This window comes from Clostridium swellfunianum, assembly GCF_023656515.1.
GTDB classification, from domain to species: domain Bacteria; phylum Bacillota; class Clostridia; order Clostridiales; family Clostridiaceae; genus Clostridium_AT; species Clostridium_AT swellfunianum.
Genome location: NZ_JAMOFV010000006.1, coordinates 2,354,709 through 2,379,635, shown reverse-complemented (window position 1 = coordinate 2,379,635; position 24,927 = coordinate 2,354,709). Strand labels below are relative to the sequence as shown.

At 36.4% G+C, this 24,927-nt stretch carries 26 protein-coding genes and 1 tRNA gene; 26 read left to right on the top strand and 1 reads right to left on the bottom strand.

All coding sequences use genetic code 11. The features are described from left to right. The 18 genes from minD (at position 1) to NBE98_RS11180 (ending at position 15,247) form a co-directional block, all read left to right on the top strand. On the top strand, positions 1-801 hold the full coding sequence (gene minD, locus NBE98_RS11265) for a septum site-determining protein MinD (RefSeq protein ID WP_250815051.1): 801 nt from the start codon (positions 1-3) through the stop codon (positions 799-801). An 11-nt stretch (positions 802-812) separates the two neighbouring features. Continuing rightward, on the top strand, positions 813-1,082 hold the full coding sequence (gene minE / locus NBE98_RS11260; RefSeq protein ID WP_250815049.1) for a cell division topological specificity factor MinE: 270 nt from the start codon (positions 813-815) through the stop codon (positions 1,080-1,082). Between the two features lie 202 nt (positions 1,083-1,284). After that, positions 1,285-2,400 carry a rod shape-determining protein RodA gene (gene rodA / locus NBE98_RS11255; protein WP_250815048.1) on the top strand — a complete coding sequence of 372 codons (1,116 nt, stop codon included), beginning with the start codon at positions 1,285-1,287 and terminating at the stop codon, positions 2,398-2,400. A 29-nt stretch (positions 2,401-2,429) separates the two neighbouring features. Further along, positions 2,430-2,804 (top strand): methylglyoxal synthase, encoded by a 375-nt coding sequence (gene mgsA, locus NBE98_RS11250; RefSeq protein ID WP_250815047.1) that lies wholly within the window; start codon positions 2,430-2,432, stop codon positions 2,802-2,804. A 135-nt stretch (positions 2,805-2,939) separates the two neighbouring features. After that, positions 2,940-3,701 (top strand): M23 family metallopeptidase, encoded by a 762-nt coding sequence (locus NBE98_RS11245; RefSeq protein ID WP_250815045.1) that lies wholly within the window; start codon positions 2,940-2,942, stop codon positions 3,699-3,701. A 33-nt stretch (positions 3,702-3,734) separates the two neighbouring features. Continuing rightward, complete coding sequence (locus NBE98_RS11240) at positions 3,735-4,589, top strand: M50 family metallopeptidase (protein ID WP_250815044.1); 855 nt, start codon at positions 3,735-3,737, stop codon at positions 4,587-4,589. Positions 4,590-4,976: 387 nt separating this feature from the next. After that, entirely contained in the window at positions 4,977-6,836 is a 1,860-nt protein-coding gene (locus NBE98_RS11235; RefSeq protein ID WP_250815043.1) for a TIGR03960 family B12-binding radical SAM protein, read from the top strand. Continuing rightward, positions 6,805-7,518 (top strand): TIGR03936 family radical SAM-associated protein, encoded by a 714-nt coding sequence (locus NBE98_RS11230; protein WP_250815041.1) that lies wholly within the window; start codon positions 6,805-6,807, stop codon positions 7,516-7,518. Before NBE98_RS11235 ends, NBE98_RS11230 begins: the two co-directional genes overlap by 32 nt. Before the next feature lie 71 nt (positions 7,519-7,589). Next, positions 7,590-9,032: an Rne/Rng family ribonuclease gene (locus NBE98_RS11225; RefSeq protein WP_250815040.1), complete on the top strand. Its 1,443-nt coding sequence runs from the start codon at positions 7,590-7,592 to the stop codon at positions 9,030-9,032. A gap of 120 nt (positions 9,033-9,152) precedes the next feature. Then, on the top strand, positions 9,153-9,464 hold the full coding sequence (gene rplU, locus NBE98_RS11220) for a 50S ribosomal protein L21 (RefSeq protein ID WP_250815039.1): 312 nt from the start codon (positions 9,153-9,155) through the stop codon (positions 9,462-9,464). A gap of 3 nt (positions 9,465-9,467) precedes the next feature. Further along, on the top strand, positions 9,468-9,794 hold the full coding sequence (locus tag NBE98_RS11215) for a ribosomal-processing cysteine protease Prp (protein WP_250815038.1): 327 nt from the start codon (positions 9,468-9,470) through the stop codon (positions 9,792-9,794). A 4-nt stretch (positions 9,795-9,798) separates the two neighbouring features. After that, positions 9,799-10,101 carry a 50S ribosomal protein L27 gene (rpmA, locus tag NBE98_RS11210; protein WP_250815037.1) on the top strand — a complete coding sequence of 101 codons (303 nt, stop codon included), beginning with the start codon at positions 9,799-9,801 and terminating at the stop codon, positions 10,099-10,101. A 154-nt stretch (positions 10,102-10,255) separates the two neighbouring features. Beyond that, positions 10,256-11,530, top strand: a complete 1,275-nt coding sequence (gene obgE / locus NBE98_RS11205) for a GTPase ObgE (protein WP_250815036.1) — start codon at positions 10,256-10,258, stop codon at positions 11,528-11,530. 18 nt (positions 11,531-11,548) lie between these two features. Next, entirely contained in the window at positions 11,549-11,839 is a 291-nt protein-coding gene (locus tag NBE98_RS11200) for a YhbY family RNA-binding protein (RefSeq protein WP_250815035.1), read from the top strand. 233 nt (positions 11,840-12,072) lie between these two features. Then, positions 12,073-12,696 carry a nicotinate-nucleotide adenylyltransferase gene (gene nadD, locus NBE98_RS11195; RefSeq protein WP_250815034.1) on the top strand — a complete coding sequence of 208 codons (624 nt, stop codon included), beginning with the start codon at positions 12,073-12,075 and terminating at the stop codon, positions 12,694-12,696. A gap of 5 nt (positions 12,697-12,701) precedes the next feature. After that, positions 12,702-13,271 carry a bis(5'-nucleosyl)-tetraphosphatase (symmetrical) YqeK gene (yqeK, locus tag NBE98_RS11190; RefSeq protein WP_250815033.1) on the top strand — a complete coding sequence of 190 codons (570 nt, stop codon included), beginning with the start codon at positions 12,702-12,704 and terminating at the stop codon, positions 13,269-13,271. A gap of 11 nt (positions 13,272-13,282) precedes the next feature. Further along, positions 13,283-14,233, top strand: coding sequence for an LCP family protein (locus tag NBE98_RS11185; RefSeq protein WP_250815032.1), 951 nt, complete (start codon positions 13,283-13,285; stop codon positions 14,231-14,233). A 114-nt stretch (positions 14,234-14,347) separates the two neighbouring features. Beyond that, on the top strand, positions 14,348-15,247 hold the full coding sequence (locus tag NBE98_RS11180) for an RluA family pseudouridine synthase (protein ID WP_250815031.1): 900 nt from the start codon (positions 14,348-14,350) through the stop codon (positions 15,245-15,247). A 10-nt stretch (positions 15,248-15,257) separates the two neighbouring features. Here NBE98_RS11180 and NBE98_RS11175 read toward each other — a convergent pair whose 3' ends face one another. Continuing rightward, entirely contained in the window at positions 15,258-16,496 is a 1,239-nt protein-coding gene (locus tag NBE98_RS11175; protein WP_250815030.1) for a D-alanyl-D-alanine carboxypeptidase family protein, read from the bottom strand. A 239-nt stretch (positions 16,497-16,735) separates the two neighbouring features. Here NBE98_RS11175 and NBE98_RS11170 point away from each other — a divergent pair, with 239 nt between their 5' ends. The 8 genes from NBE98_RS11170 (at position 16,736) to NBE98_RS11135 (ending at position 24,916) form a co-directional block, all read left to right on the top strand. Beyond that, the gene (locus NBE98_RS11170; RefSeq protein ID WP_250815028.1) at positions 16,736-17,341 is read left to right on the top strand and encodes a ComEA family DNA-binding protein; all 606 of its coding nucleotides are present in this window, start codon (positions 16,736-16,738) and stop codon (positions 17,339-17,341) included. A 150-nt stretch (positions 17,342-17,491) separates the two neighbouring features. Further along, on the top strand, positions 17,492-18,520 hold the full coding sequence (gene selD, locus NBE98_RS11165; protein WP_250815027.1) for a selenide, water dikinase SelD: 1,029 nt from the start codon (positions 17,492-17,494) through the stop codon (positions 18,518-18,520). Positions 18,521-18,550: 30 nt separating this feature from the next. Next, entirely contained in the window at positions 18,551-19,936 is a 1,386-nt protein-coding gene (gene selA / locus NBE98_RS11160; RefSeq protein ID WP_250815026.1) for an L-seryl-tRNA(Sec) selenium transferase, read from the top strand. Positions 19,937-19,950: 14 nt separating this feature from the next. Next, complete coding sequence (gene selB / locus NBE98_RS11155) at positions 19,951-21,858, top strand: selenocysteine-specific translation elongation factor (RefSeq protein ID WP_250815025.1); 1,908 nt, start codon at positions 19,951-19,953, stop codon at positions 21,856-21,858. A 160-nt stretch (positions 21,859-22,018) separates the two neighbouring features. Further along, a tRNA-Sec gene (locus tag NBE98_RS11150) sits at positions 22,019-22,115 on the top strand. 347 nt (positions 22,116-22,462) lie between these two features. Beyond that, a complete protein-coding gene (locus NBE98_RS11145; RefSeq protein WP_250815023.1) occupies positions 22,463-23,155 on the top strand; it encodes a response regulator transcription factor in 693 nt (230 codons plus the stop codon). Positions 23,156-23,244: 89 nt separating this feature from the next. Next, positions 23,245-24,168, top strand: a complete 924-nt coding sequence (locus NBE98_RS11140) for an ATP-binding cassette domain-containing protein (protein ID WP_250815022.1) — start codon at positions 23,245-23,247, stop codon at positions 24,166-24,168. Next, a complete protein-coding gene (locus NBE98_RS11135) occupies positions 24,161-24,916 on the top strand; it encodes a DUF2705 family protein (RefSeq protein WP_250815021.1) in 756 nt (251 codons plus the stop codon). The genes NBE98_RS11140 and NBE98_RS11135 overlap by 8 nt, the downstream gene beginning before the upstream one ends. Positions 24,917-24,927 lie beyond the last annotated feature (11 nt).

Genomic DNA, 24,927 nt, shown 5'->3' with positions numbered 1-24,927 from the left:
ATGGGAGAAGCTATAGTAGTGACTTCAGGAAAAGGTGGAGTTGGAAAGACAACGACTACTGCAAATATCGGTACTGCACTAGCTGCAATGGGAAAAAAGGTTGTAGTTGTTGATGGTGATACAGGCCTTAGAAACCTAGATGTTTTAATGGGTCTGGAAAACAGAATCGTAAACACTCTAGTTGATGTAATTGAAAACAGATGCAGATTAAAATCTGCCTTAATAAAGGATAAAAGGTTTAATAATCTTTTCCTTTTGCCTACCGCTCAAACTAGAGACAAAAATGATATTGAGCCTAAAAAAATGCTTGAACTAATTGAACAGCTTAAGGAAGAATTTGATTATGTAGTTATAGACTGTCCAGCAGGTATAGAACAGGGCTTTGAAAATGCAATTATTGGAGCGGACAGAGCTATAGTGGTAGTAAATCCTGAGCTTACCTCAGTTAGAGATGCGGATAGAGTTATAGGAAAGCTTGATTCTAAGGGACTTGACAGACATGAACTTGTTATAAACAGAATAAACTACGAAATGACTAAAAACGGCGATATGCTTGACATAAACGATATACTTGAATGTTTGGCAGTTAAGCTTTTAGGCGTAGTCCCTGATGACAAGAATGTAACGGTTTCAACTAATAGGGGAGAGCCTATAGTACTTGACGATAAAGCGTTTTCAGGACAAGCATTTAAAAATATTGCAAGAAGAATTACTGGTGAAGAAGTTCCTTTAATGTCTCTTGATAATGTAGACAGTGGATTCTTAAACGCTCTTAAAAAATTCTTCTTCAAATCACGCTAGGAGGGGTACAGATGGATTTATTTAAAATTTTTTCTTCAAAGCCATCTCCTAAGGAAGTTGCAAAAGACAGGCTGCAGCTTATATTAATTCATGACAGATCAGACGTTTCTCCTGAGTTTCTTGAAGTTATAAAGGGCGAGATATTAAAGGTTCTGTCTTCCTACGCTGAATTTGACAATAATGATATTGAAGTTAAGCTTACTAGAACCGAAGAATCAGAGGGTTCATCACCTGCGCTTGTTGCAAGTATCCCTATAAAGAGTATGAAGAAAAGAATATAAGAATTTAACAATTTTACAATATAAAAATTTAAGAATTTAAGCTATGTATAATTTGAATATTATACATAGCTTTTTTTAAAGTGTACTGGTATAATGTTATTTGTGATATAGCTAACAGTCCATTAGGGACAATGAGGAGCAATTTTTTAGGGTCGTAAACAGCCTTTAATTGTTCAGCCTTTAGACAATAAGGAGGATGTTGATGTTTGAAAAACTTAAGATAAACGGCAAACTTTTGAAAGAGCTTGATTACGGAGCTATAATAATTTCGATAGTTATAGTGCTCTTTGGAGCAATAAACATATATAGTGCTACTAGATTAAAATACGGTACTTCTTACCTTAAGCTCCAGGTTGCCTGGCTGTTTATAGGTCTTGGCTTACTGTATGTAATACTGCTTTTTGATTACTCTATTATATTGAATCATGCGGGACTTATATACTGGTCTTCCATAGTTTTTCTTCTTATAAATGATATCTTTGGAAGCGTTGCTAATGGAGCTAGGTCTTGGATATCTATTGGAAGCAGAGGTATTCAACCCTCGGAGTTTGCAAAGATAGGCATGATTATAATGCTGGCTAAGAAGCTTGAGGATATGGAAGGCAATATAAACGATGTAAAGAACTTTTTTATACTGTGCTTTTATGCCATACTTCCAATGTCTTTAATAGTTATACAGCCTGACATGGGTATGACCATGGTTTCCTTTTTTATAGTGCTTGGTATCTTTTATGCTGCGGGACTTAATTCAAAGGTTATTTTATGGGGATTGGGCGCGCTGGTGGTGCTCATAGCAGTAATATGGAATTCTCCGCTTATGGCTCCTTACTGGAAGGTAAGACTTACAACCTTTCTTAACCCAGAAGCAGACGAGCTTGGAGCAGGACTTCAACTTATATCTTCAATGACAGGCATAGGTTCAGGAGGCATACTTGGAAAAGGATTTTTGAAGGGTACACAGATAGCAGGCGGCTTTGTTCCAGAAGCTCATACAGACTTTATATTTGCCGTAGTAGGCGAGGAATGGGGAATGATTGGGGCAATTGCTCTGCTTATAATATACGCAGTGTTAATTATAAAATTTATTAAGATTACAGTAAACTCAAAGGATTTATTTGGAGCAATTTTATGCACAGGAGTTATATCCACCTATATATTTTCCATAGTTCAAAATATAGGAATGACTATAGGTATAATGCCTATAACAGGAATAACTCTTCCACTGATGAGTTACGGCGGAAGCTCTATATTAACTAACTTTATGTCCATCGGGCTTGTGCTTAATGTGGGTATGAGAAAGAAAAAAATCAATTTTTAATATATACAAAACGTAAGGGGGACATTATCATGAAAATAGCTTTAGTTGCTCATGACAAGAAAAAAGATGATATTGTTGAATTTGTAGCAAGATACAAGGAAGTATTTGTAGATCACCAGCTTTATGCAACTGGAACTACAGGAAGGCTTATTTCAGAAGTTTGCGGCCTTAAAGTGCATAGATTTTTATCTGGACCTTTAGGCGGGGACCAGCAGATAGGTGCCAAGCTTGCTGAAGGGGATATGGATTTTGTTATATTTTTAAGAGATCCTCTTACTGCACAGCCTCATGAACCAGATGTAAGTGCGCTTTTAAGAATTTGTGACGTGCATCATGTACCGCTTGCAACCAATATTGGCTCTGCAGAAATTTTTGTAAAAGCTTTAAAAAATCATATATTTTAACAAGCTAAGGCTGCCTGGTGCAGCCTTTTTTATTTAGTCATATTAAGTACTCTCCTTAAATATATATAAGTAGTAAAATTATTTTTCATAAGAGCAAAAGGAATTACTTTGAAGATAAAAGAGGGAGGGTAAAGTATGGGAAGTTATAATTCTCAGTATGAAAACTACTACAGCACACTTGTAAATAAGAAAAAAAACTATGGTGGCTACAGCTATGGAAGGAATAAGAGCAGTACCTTTAAATTAGACGGAAATTATTTTTTAAAAAGATTTATGAGAGAGTTAATAGGGGTATTTATTCTTTTTATATTCGTTATTGGATGTAAATTGATTGTTACTCCTCAAACTGCCGCAGCTTACAAATATTCTAAGGATGTTTTAAATAAAAAATTCGATTATGCTTCTGCTGTAAGTAGCGTTAAAACTTTAGATTTTAAATCTGTTGAAGAAAAGTCCTTAGATTTTATGGACAGCATTAAATCTAAGCTCACTGGAGGAAAAACTCTTAAGGAAAAGCTTCAGGACAGCTTTATGCTTCCTGTTGAAGGAGCTGTAATAAATACAGAAGCTGTTGGAGGCAAAAACAATGAGGGTATTAATATATCGGTTAAGGAAGGAACAGCTGTGTTAAGTACCTTTGAAGGAAAAGTAAAAGATGTTGGCGAGGATAGTAAACTTGGAAAATATATAATTATTGACCATGGTCTAGGCATAGAAACAAAATATGCTTATCTTAATGAAGTATCAGTAAAGATTGAGGACAATGTAAAGAAAGGCCAGGTTATAGGGAAATCTGGCAAAACTTTAGAATCACATACTCCTAATCTTCATTTTGAGCTTATGTACATGGGAGAAAGCAAGAATCCTAAGGATTATATGAGCTTTGCTAAAAAATAACACCTTTGCAGCAATTTGTTATGGAGGCATCACTTGATAAAGGTTAATAAATTCTTCTTCCCATATTTTTTATTTTTATTATTTATAGGTTTTAAAGGTCAGGTAGCAATGGCCTTTTTAATTGTGCTTTTACATGAATTTACTCATTATATAACAGCGCTTATACTTGGCTTTTCAGGCTTCGATATTGAAATACTTCCCATTGGGGCAAGGCTTTCACTTAAAGAATTGGATGATGCAACTCCAAAACAGGATATAATCATATCCTTGTCTGCGCCAGTATTAAATTTGACAGCAGCGGCTGTTTTTTATTTTTTATATAGAACTTATGTAGGGGATATCTTTTATCCTCTGTATATGGGCAATTTGACCATAGGCCTTTTTAATCTTATACCCGCTTTTCCTCTGGATGGGGGACGAGTTCTTAGAGCAGTGCTTAGTCTTAAAACAATTTATAAAAGAGCCAATGAGCTTATGATAAAATGCAGCATTATTCAAGGCGCGGTGCTGCTGTTGATTTTTATATTTCTGCTGTTTTTTAAAACCATAAACATAAATATTGGTATAATTTCAGCTTTTATTATTCATTCATCCTATAAGGAAAAGGAAAGGATAGTTTATATTATTATGGCGGATATTGTTAAAAAGAAGATTAAATTTCTAAAGCATGGCTATATTGAAAATAAGGGCATCTCCGTGCATTACAAAAAAGATCTCATAACAACTTTGAGTCTTGTGGACAAAAGCAAATACAACATCTTCACCATTCTTGATGACGATATGAAGGTAATGGATATCATCTACGAAGAGGAGCTTATTGACGCCCTCAAGGTGCATGGAAACATAAATCTCGAGGATTTTATGGATATAAGGGAAGAAAACATTTGATTAAGCAATTGTTATTAATGCTTTTAAATGTTAAAATATAACGTGATTTATGCTAAGGCTTTGTTTTAAAATAGTGCTGATTTGCAAAGGGAAGCTTCATCTAGAAAGCCGTTCGCTGAAATAAGAAAGTCTAAGCTTTCCTTTGTTTTGAAGCCCTAAGGCTTCTACGATGAAAATTTTCCCTCTGCATCAAAACTATTTTAAAACAGAACTTAATTCATGAGGTTAAAGTCTTAAATTGGCTTTAACGGGCAGTTTGTGAGGTAAAAACTATAAATGAGTGTTGACGACAAACTTGTGGGCATAAGCTGACATTTTAGGTTGCTCAGTTTTTGTAATGGAATAAGACACTTAAACTACCCAGTGTTACTACAAAGGAGGAAACTAATGAACAAAGTTACGGATGATATTTTATATAGAGTTGAAAAGCCAGCTAGATACATTGGTGGAGAGTTTAACTCTGCAAGCAAGGACCCTAGCAAGGTTGATATTAGATATGCCTTTTGCTTTCCAGATGTATATGAAGTAGGAATGTCTCACCTTGGAACTAAAATACTTTATTATGTTTTAAATGAAAGAGAAGACACCTTTTGCGAAAGAGCTTTTACACCATGGCCAGACATGGAAAAGCTTTTAAGAGAAAGCAACATTCCTCTTTATGCCATTGAAAGCAAGGACTCACTAGCAGAATTTGATTTTTTAGGCTTCACTCTTCAGTATGAGATGAGCTATACAAATATTCTAAACATGCTTGATATGGCAGAAATTCCTGTTAGAGCTTCACAAAGAGGCGAGGAGCATCCTATAGTTATGTGCGGCGGGCCTTGCGCTTACAATCCAGAACCTTTATACGACATTGCAGATATGTTTGTTATAGGCGAGGGAGAAGAAATTATTAATGAGCTTCTAGACCTTTACAAGGAATATAAGCTAAAGGGTAAGAAGGAATTTTTAAGAGCTGCTGCAAAGCTTCAAGGTGTTTATGTACCAAGCCTTTACGAGGTTTCCTACAAGGAAGACGATACAATAAAGGAAATGAAGCCAATACATGAGGATGTACCAGCTAAGGTTAAAAAGAGAATAATAACAAATTTAAATGATAATGTGTTCCCAGATAAATTGATAGTACCTTACACTGAAATAGTTCACGATAGAATAGTGCTGGAAACCTTCAGAGGCTGTACAAGAGGCTGCCGCTTCTGCCAAGCTGGAATAATCTATAGGCCTGTTAGAGAGAAGACAACCTCAAAGCTTATGGAGCAGGTGGAAGGCCTGATACTAAATACAGGCTATGAAGAGGTTTCACTATCTTCTCTAAGCATCTGCGACTATTCAGATATAGAAAACCTTGTTCAATCAATGGTTTTAAAATATCAGGATAAAAAAGTAGGGGTTTCTCTGCCATCCTTGAGAATAGATTCATTCTCAGTAGATTTAATAAAGGAAATTCAAAAGGTTAGAAAATCAGGCTTAACCTTTGCTCCTGAAGCAGGTTCTCAAAGAATGAGAGACGTAATAAACAAGGGCGTTACTGAGGAAGATTTAATAACCTCTGTTAGAAGCGCCTTTGAATCAGGCTGGTCAACTATAAAGCTTTACTTTATGATAGGCCTTCCATACGAAGAGATGGAGGACGTAAAAGGAATAGCTTATTTGACTGAAAAGGTAGTTGAGGAATACTATAAAGTTCCTAAGGATATAAGAAACAAAGGTCTTAAGGTTTCTGCAAGCAGCTCAATTTTTGTGCCTAAGCCTTTTACTCCTTTCCAATGGGTAGCTCAGGACAAAATGGAGCTTGTAAGAGAAAAAATAAGAGCTATAAGAGGCACTATAAAGAGCAGAGCTATAAGCTACAGCTGGCATGAATCCTACGTGAGCTATCTTGAAGCTATCTTTGCAAGAGGAGACAGAAGACTTTGTGACGTGCTTATAAAAGCCTTTGAAAAAGGCGCAAGATTTGACGGCTGGTCAGAGTACTTTAACTTTGATATTTGGATGGATGCTTTTAAAGAGTGCGGGGTTGACGGAGATTTTTATGCTTATAGAGACAGAAGCTATGAAGAAATACTTCCTTGGGACTTCATTGATATTGGAGTAGATAAGGAGTTTTTAATAAAGGAAAATGAAAAGGCTAAGAGTGCAAGCCTTACTCCAGACTGCAGACTAGGCTGTACACTATGCGGAGTTAATGTAAACTTTAGAGAAGGGAAGTGTTTTGAAGGTGCGATATCTCGTAAAGTTCAGTAAGGAAAAGGACATTAAATTTGTTTCTCATTTAGATCTTTTAAGAACTATTCAGAGAGTTGTAAGAAGGTCACAGCTTCCTGTAGAATATTCAAAGGGCTTTAACCCGCATATGAGTACCTCGCTTGCTCAGCCGCTTTCTGTTGGAATGTATTCCACAGGCGAATATATGGATATAGTGCTTACAGAAGAGGTTTCTGAAAGCAAAATAATTGCTGATTTTAATAACAACGCGCCTGCTGGAGTAAGGCTTTTAGACGCTGCTCCTGTGAAAGAAGCAGGAGAAGGCAAAAAAGTACCACCTTCCATGGCTTTGGTGGATGCAGCAAAATATATAATAACTATAAAATACAGCAGCATCGAAAAACTATCAGAGGAGTTTTCAAAGCTATTTGAGCAATCTGAGTGGAATATAATTAAAAAAACTAAAAACGGAGAAAAGCTTATTAACATTAGGGGCATGATTAGAGATTTTTCCTACACAATTGAAGAAGACTGTGTTAGAATTACAGCCTTAGTTTCAAGCGGCAGCAGAGAAAATCTTTCCGCAGATCTTTTGGCTCAATTTATAAAGAACAATACAGCAGGGATAAAGGAAGATGCCTTTGTTGACATAATGAGAGAAGACATGTATGTTCAGCTTAAGGATAAATATGTTTCACTTTGTGACTATGTAAGGTTATAATATAGGGGGCTTAATAATGGATTATTTTCATTGTTAAGCTCATTTATTCCTATATAAAGAGGTGTTTAGTTTTGAAGGAAATTTACATAGAGAGAAAAGAAAACTTTTTAAGAGCAGCTGTTTTAAAGGATGGAACCCTTATTGAATGTCTTATTGAAGAACAAACTTCAGAGCCTCAGCCTGGGCAGATATACAAGGGTGTAGTGAAAAACATTGTTCCTGCTATAAAATGCGCTTTTATTGATATTGGCTATGAAAAAAATTGTTACATGTATTTGGACAGAAAGTTTAATAATACTAACATAAAGAAAAATGATGAAATTATGGTGGAGGTATTAAAGGAAGCTGTTGGAGACAAGGGACCTAAAGTCACCAGCGCCATAACTATACCTGGAAGATATGTTGTGCTTGAAACCTTGAACAAGGGCATAAATTTTTCTAAAAAGATTAAGGATGAGAGCTTCAAGGCAAGTGTGAAAGAAAGTTCAGTCAGGCCTGAGGATGTAGGGATAACCTTAAGAACCAATGCAGTTAAGGTTGCTGTGGAGATAATCAACAGGGAAATTGAGCAGCTTTACAGTATTTATTCCGAAATAAAAAGAGAAAGCCAGTATTCAACTAAGACTAAGCTCTTATACAGCGGCGAGGGGATAATTGAAAAACTAATACGCGATGTTGTAGATGAAGAAACTGAAAGTGTTATAGTGGACAGTGAAGAACACTATAATTACTTTAAGAAGTTTTTAGAGCTTGCTAAGGAACTAAACTGCAGCCTTAAGCTTCACAAAGACAGCAGAACATTGTTTGCAAGCTATGGAATAGAAAAAGAAATATTAAAGCTTAGAGAGCGTGAGGTGCAGCTTTCAGAAGGCTCCTACATAGTTATAGACAAAACTGAGGCTATGCAGGTTATTGATGTAAACTCAGGCAAAAATACTAAGGGAAGCAGTATAGAAAAAACTGTTTTTGATACAAATATAAAAGCTGCAGAGGAAATAGCAAGACAGGTAAGGCTCAGAAATCTATCAGGAATAATACTTGTGGATTTTATAGATATGCAGAAGCAGGAATACAAAGAGAAGGTTATAAGCACCCTAAAGGCAGCTTTTGAAGGAGATAAAAGAAAAACAAATATTTACCCTTTTACCGAACTTAATTTAGTGCAGATAGCAAGGGAGCGAAAGGGCAAGCCAATAGCAGAATATATTGAAGAAGAATGCAGCAGCTGTATGGGCAGGGGCAGAAGGATAAGGCTTTGGTACTTAACCGAAATTATAGGAAACGAAGTAGAGAAGCTTGTGAAAGAGCATAAGTGCAAACATATATATCTAGAACTTAATAAAACATATAAGGCAGACATAGAAAAACAGCTTGCTGGGTTTATAGACAGCATTGTCGGTAGAGAGCTTAACATATACGTAAAATTTGTAGAAGAAGAGAAATATTTTAAAATAGAACCGCTAATTCTTTCAAATCACATAGAAAACATGAAAAAATACAAGATATATGGGTAATTCTTCTTTACAAACCTGACCCTGTGTGTTAAAATGGCTTTTGTAGACCGCACACATAAGGTTTAAATCACTTTTGAGTGTACCTGAGATGGCGAGACTGGTTTGAGGAGGTGTATTTTAATGTACGCAATTATTGCTACTGGAGGAAAACAGTACCAAGTTAAAGAGGGAGACGTTATCTACGTTGAAAAGCTAGATGCAGAAGTAGATGGAACAGTTGAACTTAACAGCGTTTTAGCAGTTGGTAAGGAAGATGGTTTAGTAGTTGGTAAGCCTGTAGTTGAAGGAGCTAGCGTTTCTGCTAAAGTATTAGCACAAGGAAAAGCTAAGAAGATTATAGTTTTCAAGTATAAGAGAAAGAAAGACTACAGAAGAAAGCAAGGCCACAGACAACCATTTACTAAGATCCAAATCGAAAAGATAAACGCTTAATATATGATTAGTGCGATTTTTAAAAAGGATTCGGACAATATCATATCTGTAAATCTAAGTGGACACGCTGAGTCCGTAGACGAAGGATATGATATGGTATGCAGTGCTGTTTCGGCAGTATCGCTTACCATTGCTAATGGTGTAACTGATGTTTTAGGTGTAAAACCTGCTATATCACTTGAGGATGGTTTCTTAAGCATGGATTTTAGGCAGCTTTCTCTAGAGGACATAGACAAGTGTCAGACACTATTAGAAACTATGCTTATTGGAATGAAAAGTATAGAAGGAAATTACGGTGATTATATAAAAGTTGAATTAGAGGAGGTGTAATACTATGCTAGTTATGAACCTTCAGTTATTTGCTCACAAAAAAGGAGTAGGTAGCTCAAGAAACGGTAGAGACAGTGAATCCAAGAGACTTGGTGTTAAATGTGCTGACGGACAATTTGTTCTTGCTGGAAACATATTAGTAAGACAAAGAGGAACTAAGCTTCATCCAGGAACTAACGTTGGTAAGGGAAAAGATGATACTCTTTTCGCTACAGTTGATGGTATCGTTAGATACGAAAGACTTGGAAGAGACAAGAAAAAAGCAAGTGTTTACCCAGTTGATGTTGAAGAACAAATAGCTGAGTAATAAGTTAAAGCACCCTTATGGGTGCTTTTTAAATATGGTGAATTTATTTAACAATTTGTAGAAGTGTAAAATAAAATATATAAATTAGTCAATAATATATTTATGGAATTTGAGAAATCAGCCTAATAGTTGTTGATATAAAGGTGGTAGATTTATGTTTATTGACAGAGTTAAAGTATTTGTTAAATCAGGTGATGGAGGAGATGGTTCTGTTTCCTTTAGAAGAGAGAAGTATATTCCTCTTGGCGGACCGGATGGAGGAGATGGCGGAAAGGGTGGAGATATAGTTTTAACAGTTGACCCTAACATGACTACTCTTTTAGACTTTACTTACAAGAGAAAGTATGCTGCTGAGAGAGGTACAAATGGTTCAGGCTCCAACTGCTTTGGAAAGAATGGAGAAAATTTGCACATTAAGGTGCCAATGGGGACCATAATTAGAGATGTTGAGACAAATAAGATAATGGCAGACCTTTCACACCCTGGAGATTCTATTGTAATTGCAAAAGGCGGAAAAGGCGGAAGAGGAAACGTTAGATTTGCAACTGCTACAAGACAGGCACCAAACTTTGCAGAGCCAGGAATGCCTGGAGAGGAAAGAAACATTGAGCTTGAGCTTAAGCTTCTTGCAGACGTTGGTCTTATAGGCTTTCCTAACGTAGGAAAATCAACTCTTTTATCTGTAGTTTCAAAGGCTAGACCAAAGATAGCAAACTATCATTTTACAACCTTAAAGCCAAACCTTGGGGTGGTAAGTGTGCCAGGAGTTCAAAGCTTTGTAATGGCAGATATTCCTGGTATAATAGAAGGTGCAGCTGAAGGCGTTGGACTTGGACTAGACTTTTTAAGACACATTGAAAGAACAAGACTTCTTATACACGTAGTTGACATTTCCGGTGTAGAAGGAAGAGATGCTTTTGATGATTTCTTAAAGATAAACGAAGAACTTAGAAAGTACAGCGTTAAGCTTTGGGATAGACCTCAAATAATTGCAGCAAACAAAGCTGATATGCTTTATGATGAAGAGGTTTTTGAAGACTTCAAGAAAAAAGTTAATGAGCTTGGCTATGACAAGGTATTCAAGATTTCTGGAGCCACAAATACAGGCGTTGAGGAGCTTTTAAAGGAAGCTGCAAGAATACTAACCACAATACCTGTACAGGAGCTTGAAATAGCTGAAGAAGATAAGTTTATTCCAGAAGAAAAGAGATTTACTTACGATATCAGAAGAGAAGATGGAGTTTACGTTGTTGAAGGAAGCTTTGTTGACAGACTTCTTGCCAGCGTGAATGTAAATGATCCTGACCACTTGAAGTATTTCCATAAGGTTCTAAGAAACAAGGGTGTTCTTGACAAACTTATGGAAATTGGCATTCAAGACGGAGATATTGTAAGATTGAACGATTTTGAATTTGAATTTTTACTGTAATAGGAGTGAAACCATTAAATGATAACAAGCAAGCAAAGAAGTTATTTAAGGTCTCTTGCTAACACTATGGAGCCTATTTTTCAAATAGGAAAAGGCGGTCTTGAAGACACCTTCTTCAGACAGCTGGATGAAGCCCTTGAAGCAAGAGAGATATTAAAGATAAAGGTTTTAAACAACAGCGGATATGAAGCAAGAGAAGCTTCAGACATAATCTGTTCTGAGCTTGGCTGCGAAGGAATTCAAGCTATAGGCAACAAGCTTGTAATCTACAGGAAGTCAGAAAAGAAACCAAAGATAGAATTGCCATAACTGCATAGGTAGCATCAAAAGCATGTATTTTTGTAAAGAATATAAATCCTACAATAAATACGTGCTTTTTTTAAAAAGGTAGTGTCAGATTCCCGCGAGGCCATATGGGTAGCTCTATCTAGGAAGCTGTTCTCTTCTGAAAGAAAGTCCTATCCTTGCTCAATGGTTTCTACAATGAATCTGTTCTCTGTTCATACGGTAAGCTGTGCTACCTTAAAACCATAAGAAAAGAGGTGTACGTATTGAAAAAAGGAATATTTGGGGGGACCTTTGATCCGATACATAATGGACATCTTTATATTGCACATGAGGCTCTGAATGTATTAGGACTTGATGAAGTTATTTTTATGCCTTCTGGAAATCCGCCTCATAAGACGGATAGACGAAAGAGCGATGCAGGAATAAGATATGAGCTTGTTAAAATGGCTGTTAGAAATGAAAAGAAATTTAGTATAAGCAGCTATGAAATAGAAGAAAAAGATTTAAGCTTTACCTATAAGACCTTAGAGCATTTTAAAGCTGTCGAGCCTGATACAGAATGGCATTTTATAACAGGAGCAGACTGCCTAGTGGAGCTTGGTTATTGGAAGAATGTAGACAGGATTTTAAATGCAAGCAGGCTTGTGGTGTTCAATAGACCAGGCTATAAAAAGGAAGAAATTTTAGAGCAGAAGAAAAAGGTTGAACAGGAATATGGCAAGGAAATAATTTTTTTAGACCTTAATCTTTTCGATATTTCTTCAACTGCAATAAAGACAATGATAATGAAAGGAAGAGATGCAAGCTATCTGCTTCCGGAAAATGTTTATAATACTGTTTTAGAACTTGAAATATACAATTCTAAGGGGGAGGAGTAGGATTTATGTGGAACGAAGACAAGATACTTGAGTATTTGAAGGAAAACCTAAATAAGCAAAGGTATGAGCACAGCTTAAGGGTAAGAGATACTTCTGTAGAGCTTGCAGAGCATTACAAGGCTGATAGGGACAAAGCCTATCTTGCAGGACTTGTACATGATTGTGCTAAAAATATGGAAGATGAGAAAATAATAAATATTATAGCAAAAAATGGTTATAATATAGAAGGGATATATAAGAGAACGCCAAACTTAATGCATGGATTAGCTGGAGCATTGGTTGCAAAGACAATTATGGGTATAGAAGATGAAGAAGTATTGAGCTCAATTGCATTCCACACCACAGGGAATAAAATTATGACTCTTTTAGATAAGATTATCTACATAGCAGACTATATTGAACCAATGAGAAACTTCCCTGGAGTGGAGGAGCTTAGGAAGCTAGCCTATGAAAATTTAGATGAAGCACTTCTTTTATCCTTTGACAATACAATAAAGTATGTAATAAGTAGAGGCCAGCTTCTGCACCTTGACACCATAGAAGCTAGAAACAGCATACTTGTAGATAAAACTTAGGAGAGCAGAACATGGGGAATATTAAAAATAGAAACAAGTTTAGAAATTTCATATTGGTTTTTGTATCTTTGGTTATATGCTTAGGGTTAGCATCCTTTGGTTACGTATATAGTTTTCTGCAGCAGATAAGCGGCAGAAATGAGGCTGCAAAGATAAAGCCCACAGCGGTTAAAAAAGATGAGCCGGTGAATATACTTGCCATGGGGGTGGATGTAGGTATTGTAGGCTCTAAAAACGACAATGCAAAAAGAACAGATACAATAATGTTAATGAATTATAATCCAAAGCTTGGGGAAGTAAATGTCATATCAATACCAAGAGACACTCTAATAGTTATGAACAATAAATATAAAAAAATAAACGAAGCTCATGTAATTGGCGGCCCTGCGTATTTAATTGATGCGGTGGAAAAACTTCTGGACATTAAGGTTAATTATTACGGCAAAGTAGACTATGAAGGCTTTAGAAAAATAATTGATACCATTGGCCCTATAGAAGTGAAAATCAACAACAGGATGGACTATGACGATCCAGCACAAAATTTACATATTCACTTTAAAAAAGGGGAGGTTGTTCAGCTTGATGGAAAGAAAGCTGAGGAATTCTTTAGATGGAGAAAGAATAATGATGGTTCTGGCTTAGCTGATGGAGATCTTGGAAGAATAGAAAATCAGCATATCTTTATAAGCAAGGTAGCTGAAAAACTTAAAAGTCCTTCTATTATTACAAAGCTTCCAAGCATGCTGTCCATAATACCAAAATATTCTCAGACTAACATGAGTGCAGAGGATATTATAAAATACGGATACACCATGACTAAAATAGATAAGTCTAAAATAAAATTCTCCACCATAAAGGGAGATGCAGAATATATAGATGGAATTTCTTATTTAATTTATGACGAGAAAAAGAATAAGGATATTCTAAGAAACTTGCACTACGAATCAGCCATGAATAAATAGTTTTTGTTCACAAAGGATAAAAATTTGATATAATAGTTTAAGTAAATAAGAAGCGTAATTAACTGTGTTATAGGGTTTTTAAGACACAGTTAATTTTTTGAGGTGGAAACAAATATGAGCAGCAAGTTAGTATACAAAGTAGAAGCAGATGACAATAACGTAAAGCTTAGAGAGTATTTAAGAAGAGTAGCACAACTTTCTGGAAGGCTTATTAAAGGTGCTGCCATGCAGGGCAGAATAGAGGTTAATAATAAGAGAGCTAAGTTAAATCATGTGCTGAAGCAGGGAGACGTAATAACCTTTGAGGTAAATAAAGAGGAAAGCCAAAATATTGAGCCTGAAAAAATAGATATAAGCATTGCCTATGAAGACAGTGATGTTATTGTTGTAAACAAGGCTCCTAACATGGTGGTGCACCCAACAAAAAGCTATCCAACTGGAACTTTAGCAAATGGCCTTTTATACTATTTTAGAGAAAAGGGTGAAAATACTATAGTAAGGCTTGTAAGCCGTCTTGACATGGATACTTCAGGACTTATAATAATAGCTAAAAATCAGTTTTCCCATATGGCTCTAGCAAGGGACATGCAGAATGAAGAGTTTGAAAAAAGCTATATGGCTGTAGTTCATGGGCACTTGTCAGAGAAAAAGGGTACCATAGATCTTCCTATATACAGGCAAACAGACGACAGCATAAGAAGAGTGGTAGACGAGAGAGGCCAAAGAAGTGTAACTCATTATGAGGTTTTGGAAAGCTATGAAGAGGGTGAGCTTGTTAAACTTACTTTGGAAACAGGAAGAACCCATCAAATAAGGGTTCACTTAAGCCATTTAGGACATCCTATTTATGGAGACAATCTCTATGGTGTGGAAGGAGACAGCCATCTTATTGGAAGGCAGGCTCTTCATGCTTACAAATTAGCTTTTCCTCACCCAAGAACAGGTGAGGTAATAAATTTAGAAACTGAGCTTCCAAAGGATATGAAGGAGCTTCTTATACAAATAAGCAGGTAATTTTACCTGCTTATTTGTATATTGAGCGTCTTTTTCTAGATTTTTTAAGTATAGCTGCAATCACTATTATTGATAACCCAAGAAATGCACCAAATAGATAAATGATATTTTTATTTTCGCTTTTAGAAGCTGCCACAGTAGAATTAAAGATTGATTTTATTTCGTGGTCAACCCCGCTCTGTAGCTGAAGCTTTGGCAATTTCTTATCCTCAAGAGTCATTGAAGCTTCTGTAAGCTTATCACCAATTTTAAAGGATTTGTCTGTAAGGACTACTTTTTCAATGTCCATCTTAGGTGTATCTAGAGAGCCCTTTTCTTTAACATAAAAATAATTATCTGAGGCAGTTAGTGGAACCTTAAGGTCGCCATCTGTGATGGTATCCACAATATCGCCTTTACTATAAAGTTTAACAAGTTCAAAATTTTTAAAGCCGTAATCAAACAGTTTTTTAGTATCCTCATAAAACATTTTTTCCTTGTCGTGAACTAAGGCAACAATCAATCTTTGACCATTTTTATTGGCGCTGGCTACATAGGAGTGAAGAGATTGAACAGTATAGCCTGTTTTGCCTGCCTCAGCACCTGGATAATAATATTTAGAATTTTTATTTAGAAGCTTATTCTCATTTCCAAGATTTATCCCTTCCGGATGTTTGTTTGTTGCTGGAATTTTATAAGCAAAGGTAGAAGCGATATCTCTGTACTCAGAATATTTTGCAGCTTCTCTCATTATAAGAGCTAAGTCCTTTGCGGAGGTTTTGTGGTTTGAATCATACAAACCGCTTGGATTAGCGAAGTTTGTATTTTCACAGCCAAGCTCCTTTGCCTTTTGATTCATCATTGCAGCAAAGCCCTCCAGGGAACCACCTATATGCTCAGCAAGAGCTTCTGCGCAGTCATTTCCAGACATGAGTATTAATCCGTATAATAGATCCTTAACTTTAATTTCTTCACCTTCAGCAATACCGATTTTGCTGCCTTCAACATAAGGAACTTTTTTTCCTACTGTAACAACATCATCCATCTTAGTTTTTTCTAAAGTTAAAAGAGTTGTCATTACTTTTGTGGTCGAAGCTGGAGGATAAGCATTGTTCATATTTTTGGAATATAAAACAGTGCCTGTTTCAGCATCCATTAAAACTGCACTATCAGCGGAAACTGTAGGCTCTGAATCCTTCGCGTAAACTTTTACTCCCGTTAAAGAAATACATAACGTAATTGATAAAAAGAAATTTATTAATCGTTTCATTAATATCCTCCACTCTGTTATCGTCTGTTATCGGTTTCTTAAGCATTTTTATTAAATTATAACAAAAAATGTTTAATTAGGCGACAATTATTTTATTAATTTGTCAATAATCTAACTGAGAGATGTTCTAGGAGTGGGCTAAAAATACCGCCAGAAGATATAAGATATGCTTAATGAGCGGTACGCTGCGCAAGGAAATCTATAAAACCTATATTAAACTTGTCATTGGAGGCGTAGTTATGAAAACTAAGAAAAAAATTATTGGCTCAGTTATTATTTTATTTATATTAGGTGTTTTTATAGCAGTGGGTTATGCATTAAACAAGCCTAAAAGCCACAAGTTTAATGAAGATGATATATTTGTAGAAAGTAGCTCGGTGCAAAGTCAGGAAAAGGCAGATTCAAAGCAAGTCACAGTATGCATAAAAGGCGAGATTGCAAGTCCTGGGGTGTATACGCTGAAGGCTGGCAGCATTGTGGAGGATTTAATAAAGAAAGCTGGTGGCTATACGGAAGAGGCAAACAAGGACAGCAAGCTGAATCTGGCGAGAAAGCTTAAGGATGAGGATTACATATATGTAGAGAAAAAACAGGAACCAGGAGCTGCCATGGCAAGTCCAGTGCCTTCAGGTGCAGCTAGTTCTTCAGATGGCAAGATAAATATAAATAGTGCAGGCCTTGCAGAGCTTGACAAAATACCAGGCATAGGTCCTGTAACTGCGCAAAAAATTATTGACTACAGAGAAAAGCACGGATCCTTTAATTCTGTTGACGACCTTAAGAAGGTAGGCGGCATGGGCGATAAGACCATTGATAAGTTTAGAGATATGGTAGACATTAGATAATTAATAATATAAAATGGTTTTTGTATAGGTTTTGAGTTAAGTGAGAGGTTTTAAAATAATGTTGATTTATAGAGTGTAAAGTTCCTCTAGGAAGCCATTCGCTGCAACAAGAAAGCCTAAAAATAACTACTTCGAAAGGGTGATATACATATGGATAAAAGATTAACTGAGATGTCCAGAACCTCTGGATGAGCAGCAAAAATAGGGCCGGAGACCCTTTCAAAAATACTAGGAAAACTTCCTGTTATGCAGGATAAGAATTTAATTGTTGGAATAGAAACCTCAGATGATGCTGCGGTATATAAATTAGATGATGAAAAGGCAATTATACAGACCTTGGACTTTTTCACACCGGTTGTAGATGATCCATATACCTATGGTCAAATTGCAGCTGCAAATTCTTTAAGCGATGTGTATGCTATGGGTGGAAAGCCTCTTGTAGCCTTAAATATAGTTTGTTTCCCTCTCTGCCTTCCAATGGAGGTTTTAGGAGAAATACTTAGAGGCGGTGCAGATAAGGTACTAGAGGCAGGAGCAGTAGTTGTTGGCGGTCATACCGTTGACGACAATGAGCCAAAGTACGGTCTTTCCGTTACAGGCATAGTGCATCCTGACAAGGTTTTGAAAAACTTCGGCTGCAAGGTTGGAGAGGTTGTAATACTAACCAAGCCTTTAGGAACAGGAATTATTAACACAGCTATAAAAGGCGAGGTAGCTTCAAAAGCTGCTTATGACAAGGCGGTAAAGGTTATGGCAGAACTAAACAAGTATGCTGCCGAAGCTATTGAAGGTTATGCTATAAGCGCATGTACAGATATTACTGGCTTTGGCTTCCTAGGCCACAGCTATGAAATGGCGAGCGCTTCAAAGGTTACGCTTAAATTTGATAAAAACAAAATACCATATATACATGAAGCAAAGGATTATGCCGAAATGGGGCTTGTTCCAGAAGGCTCCTACAACAACAGAGCTTACCTTGAAGATCAATACAGCTTCAAGGACATACCAGGCTGGATGGAGGACGTGCTTTTTGATCCTCAGACATCAGGAGGACTTTTGATTTCCTGCTCTAGAGCTGATGGAGAAAAAATAATTAAGAGTCTTAAAGAAAAGAATATAACAGCAGAAATTGTTGGGGAGGTACTTCCTTTAGAGGATAAGTGCATAAAGGTGGAATAACTTGCCTTTAGAAAGGGGATACAAAAGAAGATGGGCAACAAGGAATTATTAAGAAAGCTTCCTAAAATGGATGAGCTTTTAAAGGAAGCTATAGTTATTGATAAATTAAAAGATACTTTAAGGCCAATAGTTTTAGAATCTTTAAGAGAAGCGCTAGACAGCTTTAGAATCGATATATTAAACGGCAAAATAGAGGACTTTGAGAGAAGTAATATTATGGAGAGATTTAGCTCTATAATTGAAGTGAAAAATTCTCCAAAGCTTAAAAAGGTTATAAATGCTACAGGGGTAATTATACATACGAACCTTGGAAGATCCCTTTTATGTGGGGAAGCAGTTAGAAATGTTATAACTGCAGCAGAAAACTACAATAACCTTGAATACAACCTTGAAACCGGCGCAAGAGGTTCTAGATATGCTCACGTAGAGGAACTTATAAAAAAGATAACAGGAGCAGAGGCTGCAGTTGTTGTAAACAATAATGCAGCTGCGGTTATGCTTACCTTAAGCACCCTTTGCAGCGGAAAGGAAGCAATAGTTTCAAGAGGACAATTAGTTGAAATAGGCGGTTCTTTTAGAGTGCCGGATGTTATGCGCTTCAGCGGTGCAAAGCTTGTGGAGGTTGGAACTACAAACAGAACTCACCTCTATGATTATGAAAACAATATAACTGAAGAAACTGGAGTTTTGCTAAAGGTGCATACCTCAAACTTTAAAATCATGGGCTTTACAGAAGAGGTAAGCCTCGAGGAACTTGTTGAGCTAGGCAATAAAAAGAAGGTACCCGTAGTTGAGGACATAGGTAGCGGAGTTTTAGTGGACTTTTCAAAATACGGCTTTACCTATGAACCAACAGTTCAGGACAGCCTTAAAAAAGGCGTGGATGTAGTAACCTTCAGTGGAGATAAAATGCTTGGAGGGCCTCAGGCTGGTATTATTGCAGGAAAAAAAGAATACATAGACAAAATAAAAAAGAATCAACTTACAAGAGCTCTTAGAATAGATAAAATGACACTTGCTGCCTTGGAGGGCACTCTTAAATATTATATTGATGAAACAGAAGCAGTTAAAAAGCTTCCAACACTTTATATGATACTTAGCCCTAAAGAAGAGCATAAAAAGAGGGCTCAAAGACTTAAGACAAGGCTTCAAAGGCTTGGACTTGATTTTAATATAAGGCTTGAGGCCGACTATTCAATGGTTGGAGGAGGCTCCATGCCTACTGAAAAAATTGAAACCTTTGTTCTTAAAATAAAGAGCTCCTCAGCGAGCGCAGAGCAGCTTGAAAAGAAGTTAAGAAGTTATGTTACTCCTGTTATTGTTAGAATATATGCTGGAGAAATAATTTTGGATTTAAGAACTATATTCGATAAGGATTTTGATACAATAGCAGAAGCTTTTAAAAACGTGATGTAGTGGAGATGGGATAGATGAAGCATGTAATTATAGGAACAGCAGGGCATATAGATCACGGAAAGACTACCTTAATCAAAGCCTTAACCGGCAGGGAAACAGACACCTTGAGGGAAGAGAAGGAAAGAGGCATATCCATTAATTTAGGCTTTACCTTTTTCGATTTGCCTTCTGGGAAAAGAGCAGGAATAATTGACGTGCCCGGGCATGAGAAGTTTATTAAAAACGCTCTTGCAGGCGTAAGCAGCATTGATGTGGTGCTTTTAGTTGTGGCCGCTGATGAGGGCATAATGCCTCAGACAAAAGAGCACTTTGAGATACTTCAGCTTTTAAACATTAAAAAAGGCATAATAGTGCTTACAAAGGCTGATATGGTGGATGAAGAGTGGCTTGAAATGATGAAGGAAGAGGTTAAGGACTATTTCAAGGGCACCTTTCTACAGGGCGCTAACATTCATGCAGTGTCTTCAAAGACAGGAGAAGGCATAGCTGAGCTTGTAAAAGACATAGACAAAGCTACAGAGGAAGTTGAAGCAAAGGACACAGAAGGCCACTTTAGATTAACTGTAGACAGAGTTTTTTCTGTAAGCGGCTTTGGAACTGTAGTTACAGGCACAATTATAAGCGGAAGAATAGCAGAGGGAGAAGCTGTACAGCTTTATCCATCCATGGTGGTTTCAAAGGTTAGAGGCATTCAGGTGCACGAAAGCTCCGTTAAATTTGCAGAAGCAGGTCAGAGATGTGCTATAAACCTAGCAAATATTAAGGTTGATGATATAAAAAGGGGAGATATTATTTCAAAGGAGGCTGTTATGGAGCCTTCCCTTATTGTGGATTGTTCTTTAAATTATTTAAGTTCCTGCGACAAACCTCTTGAAAACAGACAGAGAGTTAAGCTTTATCACGGAACCAGCGAGATTTTGTGCAGAGTTGTGCTCCTTGATAAGGAAGAGCTTCAGCCTGGAGAAAAGGGCTATGTTCAGCTAAGACTTGAAGAGCCATTGACAGCTCAGAGAAGCGACAGATTTGTTATTAGAAACTACTCTCCAATGTACACTATTGGCGGAGGAATAATAATTGAGCCAAGAGCTTCTAAAGCAAAGAGATTTGACAAGGACTATGTGGAGGAGCTTAAGATTAAGGAAAGCGGCAGTGCCGAAAGCATACTTGAAAAGGCTGTTGAGAAGATAAGCCCTGATTATCCAGATGCAGCAGCGGTATTAAAGGCTCTTGGGAAGAATGATGAAAAGCTTGAGGAAGGCTTGGAGGCTTTAGTTAAGGATAAGATTCTTATAAAGCTTACATCACTAGATAAGCCAATATATATTCATAAAAGCTTTATTAAGGCAAAGGCTTCAGAAATAGAAAAGCTTCTTTCAAAGTTTCATGAGGGCAATCCTTTAAAGGCTGGAATATCAAAGGAAGAATTTAAGAATAAAATCTTTGGCAAGAATATAAAACAAAAAACCTTTGACGAACTATTAGAACTTTTAGGCGAAAGAAATGTAATAAGCGTTCACGGAAGCTTCATATCCTTGTACGGCTTTGAAATAAAGTACAACAAGGAACAGAAGAGAATGAAGGACAAAATCCTTGCTGCCTTTGAGCAGGGCAAATATACTCCTCCAAAGTATGAAGATGTAGCAGAAGGCGAAAAGGACAAGAAAGCCTTCAAGATGGTGTTTGATTCTATGCTTGATATGGGAGAGCTTACTAAGGCAGCGGAGGACTGCATCTTCCTTGGAAGGTATTATGAAGAAGCAAAACAAAATGTTATAAGCTTTATTAAGGAAAAGGGCAGCATTTCTGCAGCAGAGGCAAGAGATGTGTTTGGCACCAGCAGAAAGTTTGCTGTAGCCATGCTTGAGAGCTTCGACAATCAGAAGATAACAAAAAGAGTTGAGGACGCAAGAGTTTTAGTTTAGGTATTGCTTAAGAATACTGCTTGCTTCAATGCTTTCTAGGCTGAAAGTCACCTGCGTACTTCAGCAGTATTCTTAAGACTAACTGTGTAAAACTTATGGTACACTTGACAGATTGACTAAAATTTTGTAAAATCAATTAGCAACGAAGATTAAAAAATATGGGAGTAGATGGGTGCTGGTGTGCCCGCCAGTCTTCAAAACTGTGTTGTCGTGCTAAGACCACGATGGGTGTGTTCGATTCACACATACTCCCGCCAAAACAAAAAAGGCCGAATGGCCTTTTTTGTTTTTGTCAATAAGAAAAATTTAAAGGACAAATTTGATTTCATACAGATTTTCGCTGATGATGCTGTCGGTTTAGAGGCTGGGTTTAGAAGGATAAGCCTAAGAAAATATGTTATAATAATGCTGATTACAATGCCCTGGTAAATAATTGCTGCATCAGCATTAGGTTGTTCTAAGATATCAATGCCGGTGTGGGGATGGGTAGAGTTAGCCTTGATTATCATCTATATAGCTATAAATAGTGATAAACTAGAAAAAACTGACTGATGCTGTTAAAGTATAATAATATGAAAATCAATTTAGGCAGGTGTTATGGCAAATGAATAATAAAATCACAATATTAGTAATAGAGGATGACAGGGATATAAGCAATATGATTTGTGACTTGCTTTTGCAGAATGGATACAATGCAAAGCCAGCTTATTCAGGTACAGAAGCCTTAATGGTTTTTGATAATAAAGTTGACCTCATATTGCTAGATCTTATGCTTCCGGGACTTAATGGAGAACTGGTGCTGCAGGAGATTAGAAAACACAGCAATATTCCGGTTATAGGACTTTCAGCAAAGAGTGATAAGGCCTCAACCATTAATTTGTTGAAATCTGGTGCTGACGACTATATTGTAAAGCCATTTAATAATGATGAATTACTAGCGAGAATTGAAGCACAAATGCGAAGGTATAACCGGTCTTCAAGCCTCCTAAGTGAAAGTAATAAGCTAAATTATAAAAATATATCAATAGATACAGAAACTTTTTCAGTACAGGTTGACGGTACCCCTGTGAATCTTACTAAGCGGGAATTTTTGATACTGGAATTATTGATGAAATATCCTAAAAAGGTTTTTACTAAATCAAATCTTTACGAGCATGTATGGAATGATGAATTTTTTGGAGATGAGAATACTATAAATGTCCACATTAGCAATATTCGCTTAAAGCTTGCAAAGGCAAACCCTTCAGGTGAGTACATACAAACTGTTTGGGGAATAGGCTTTAAGATGAGCGAGTAAACTTTAGACTTTCTTTAGACTTATTTTATTGATTCTTTAACCCTATACTTAATAATAAGGTCATAAACTAAAGGAGAGGAGCGCTTAAGTTGGCTGAATATATTTTACAAACCTTTAATCTTACAAAGCAGTATGGAAATAATACTGCAGTTAATAGTGTAAATATGAAGATTAAAAAAGGAGATATATATGGTTTTATTGGCAGAAACGGTGCTGGTAAAACAACAATGATTAGAATGATAACAGGACTTGTTTCACCAACAAGTGGTGAAATAGAATTATTCTCTCAGAAGTCTGAAAAAAATATTAATGCTGGGCTTCCTAGAATAGGAAGTATTATTGAACACCCAGCTCTATATCCTGACTTGACTGCATATGAGAATATGGAACTACGCGGCAAACTATTAGGAATACCTGGTAAAAAGGTAATTGAAAGCATACTTAAAACAGTAGAATTATCAGATGTGGGCAAGAAAAAGGTTAAGAACTTTTCCCTGGGGATGAGACAACGTCTGGGCTTGGCTCTTGCACTTTTAGGGAATCCGGATTTTCTTATACTTGACGAGCCGATAAACGGACTTGATCCTGAGGGTATTGTGGAGATGAGAAAGCTTTCAAAAAGACTTAATGAAGAGCAGGGGATAACAATTTTAATTTCAAGCCATATATTAGGGGAGTTGTCTAAACTGGCAACACGCTACGGCGTAATAAATAACGGTACATTAGTGGAGGAGTTTACAGCTAAGGAATTAGAACTAAAATGTAGAAAGTACCTGAATTTAAAGGTGAGTGACAGTTCTGCAGCTTCTTTTGTTTTGGAAGACATCTTTAAAACAACAAACTACGAGGTGCTTCAAGACAATGTAATTAAGGTTTTTGATTTATTAGATATGTCAGGAGAAATCTGCCTGGAGCTTGCGAAAAATAATGTAAAAATATATTCTATTGAATCCAAGGGTGATGACCTTGAAAGTTATTTTATGAAACTGATGGGAGGACACATTTATGCTTAATCTATTAAGAGCTGATTTATATAAATTAAGACGAAGCAAGTCCTTCTTTATTTGTTTAGGGATACTTGCAGCTATTGTAGCTTATATTATTATTGATTTTGGCTCCTCAGCACATATAAAAGAACAGTTTAGTCCCAGTACCTTTCACTGGACATATATGATGTTTAAGGAAAAATCTTTTTTACCATACTTTATGCCTGTTTTTCAAGCTATATTTATTACAATGCTCATAACAAGCGAGTACAGCACGGGAACAATTAAAGATTCAGTTTCCTTAGGCTTCAGTCGCATGAAAATTTATATGTCTAAACTAATAACAGTATCTGTAGGTTCAATTTTAATGATGCTTGCTGCATTTATTACTACAGGTATTACATCAATTCTTGTTTTTGGCATATATGGTTCTTTTTCAATGTATGATTTGCTGCTATTTATTCGAATGTTTTTAATCCAGAGTTTGTTATATACAGCCTATGCATCTGTATTTCTAATGATAGCATTTTTGATTAAAAATATAGGAGGAACAATGGCTTTTAGCATATTCTTCAGCCTAATATTAGGTTCTTTGAGTTCAATATTTGGGAATGGTTATTTGGGAAGAGTTATGCTACTTATGAATTTTTCTCCTACTGCAATGCCGAACCCTCAAGCAGTGGATATAAGGATAGCAATTGCAGTAGCTCTATCCTACCTAATTTTATGCTTTAGCATAGGAGGGTTCACTTTTAAAAACCAGGATATCAAATAGATTTGGAGGCG

Bases quoted from the DNA above. Each gene is read 5' to 3' on its own strand.
- NBE98_RS11235 (WP_250815043.1), top strand. From the start codon at position 4,977: ATGAACAAAGTTACGGATGATATTTTATATAGAGTTGAAAAGCCAGCT.
- rpmA (WP_250815037.1), top strand. From the start codon at position 9,799: ATGCTAGTTATGAACCTTCAGTTATTTGCTCACAAAAAAGGAGTAGGT.
- NBE98_RS11135 (WP_250815021.1), top strand. From the start codon at position 24,161: ATGCTTAATCTATTAAGAGCTGATTTATATAAATTAAGACGAAGCAAG.
- NBE98_RS11215 (WP_250815038.1), top strand. From the start codon at position 9,468: ATGATTAGTGCGATTTTTAAAAAGGATTCGGACAATATCATATCTGTA.
- rodA (WP_250815048.1), top strand. From the start codon at position 1,285: ATGTTTGAAAAACTTAAGATAAACGGCAAACTTTTGAAAGAGCTTGAT.
- rplU (WP_250815039.1), top strand. From the start codon at position 9,153: ATGTACGCAATTATTGCTACTGGAGGAAAACAGTACCAAGTTAAAGAG.
- obgE (WP_250815036.1), top strand. From the start codon at position 10,256: ATGTTTATTGACAGAGTTAAAGTATTTGTTAAATCAGGTGATGGAGGA.
- NBE98_RS11180 (WP_250815031.1), top strand. From the start codon at position 14,348: ATGAGCAGCAAGTTAGTATACAAAGTAGAAGCAGATGACAATAACGTA.
- NBE98_RS11170 (WP_250815028.1), top strand. From the start codon at position 16,736: ATGAAAACTAAGAAAAAAATTATTGGCTCAGTTATTATTTTATTTATA.
- selB (WP_250815025.1), top strand. From the start codon at position 19,951: ATGAAGCATGTAATTATAGGAACAGCAGGGCATATAGATCACGGAAAG.
- NBE98_RS11145 (WP_250815023.1), top strand. From the start codon at position 22,463: ATGAATAATAAAATCACAATATTAGTAATAGAGGATGACAGGGATATA.
- minE (WP_250815049.1), top strand. From the start codon at position 813: ATGGATTTATTTAAAATTTTTTCTTCAAAGCCATCTCCTAAGGAAGTT.
- NBE98_RS11200 (WP_250815035.1), top strand. From the start codon at position 11,549: ATGATAACAAGCAAGCAAAGAAGTTATTTAAGGTCTCTTGCTAACACT.
- NBE98_RS11245 (WP_250815045.1), top strand. From the start codon at position 2,940: ATGGGAAGTTATAATTCTCAGTATGAAAACTACTACAGCACACTTGTA.
- NBE98_RS11175 (WP_250815030.1), bottom strand. From the start codon at position 16,496: ATGAAACGATTAATAAATTTCTTTTTATCAATTACGTTATGTATTTCT.
- selA (WP_250815026.1), top strand. From the start codon at position 18,551: ATGGGCAACAAGGAATTATTAAGAAAGCTTCCTAAAATGGATGAGCTT.
- minD (WP_250815051.1), top strand. From the start codon at position 1: ATGGGAGAAGCTATAGTAGTGACTTCAGGAAAAGGTGGAGTTGGAAAG.
- mgsA (WP_250815047.1), top strand. From the start codon at position 2,430: ATGAAAATAGCTTTAGTTGCTCATGACAAGAAAAAAGATGATATTGTT.
- NBE98_RS11185 (WP_250815032.1), top strand. From the start codon at position 13,283: ATGGGGAATATTAAAAATAGAAACAAGTTTAGAAATTTCATATTGGTT.
- yqeK (WP_250815033.1), top strand. From the start codon at position 12,702: ATGTGGAACGAAGACAAGATACTTGAGTATTTGAAGGAAAACCTAAAT.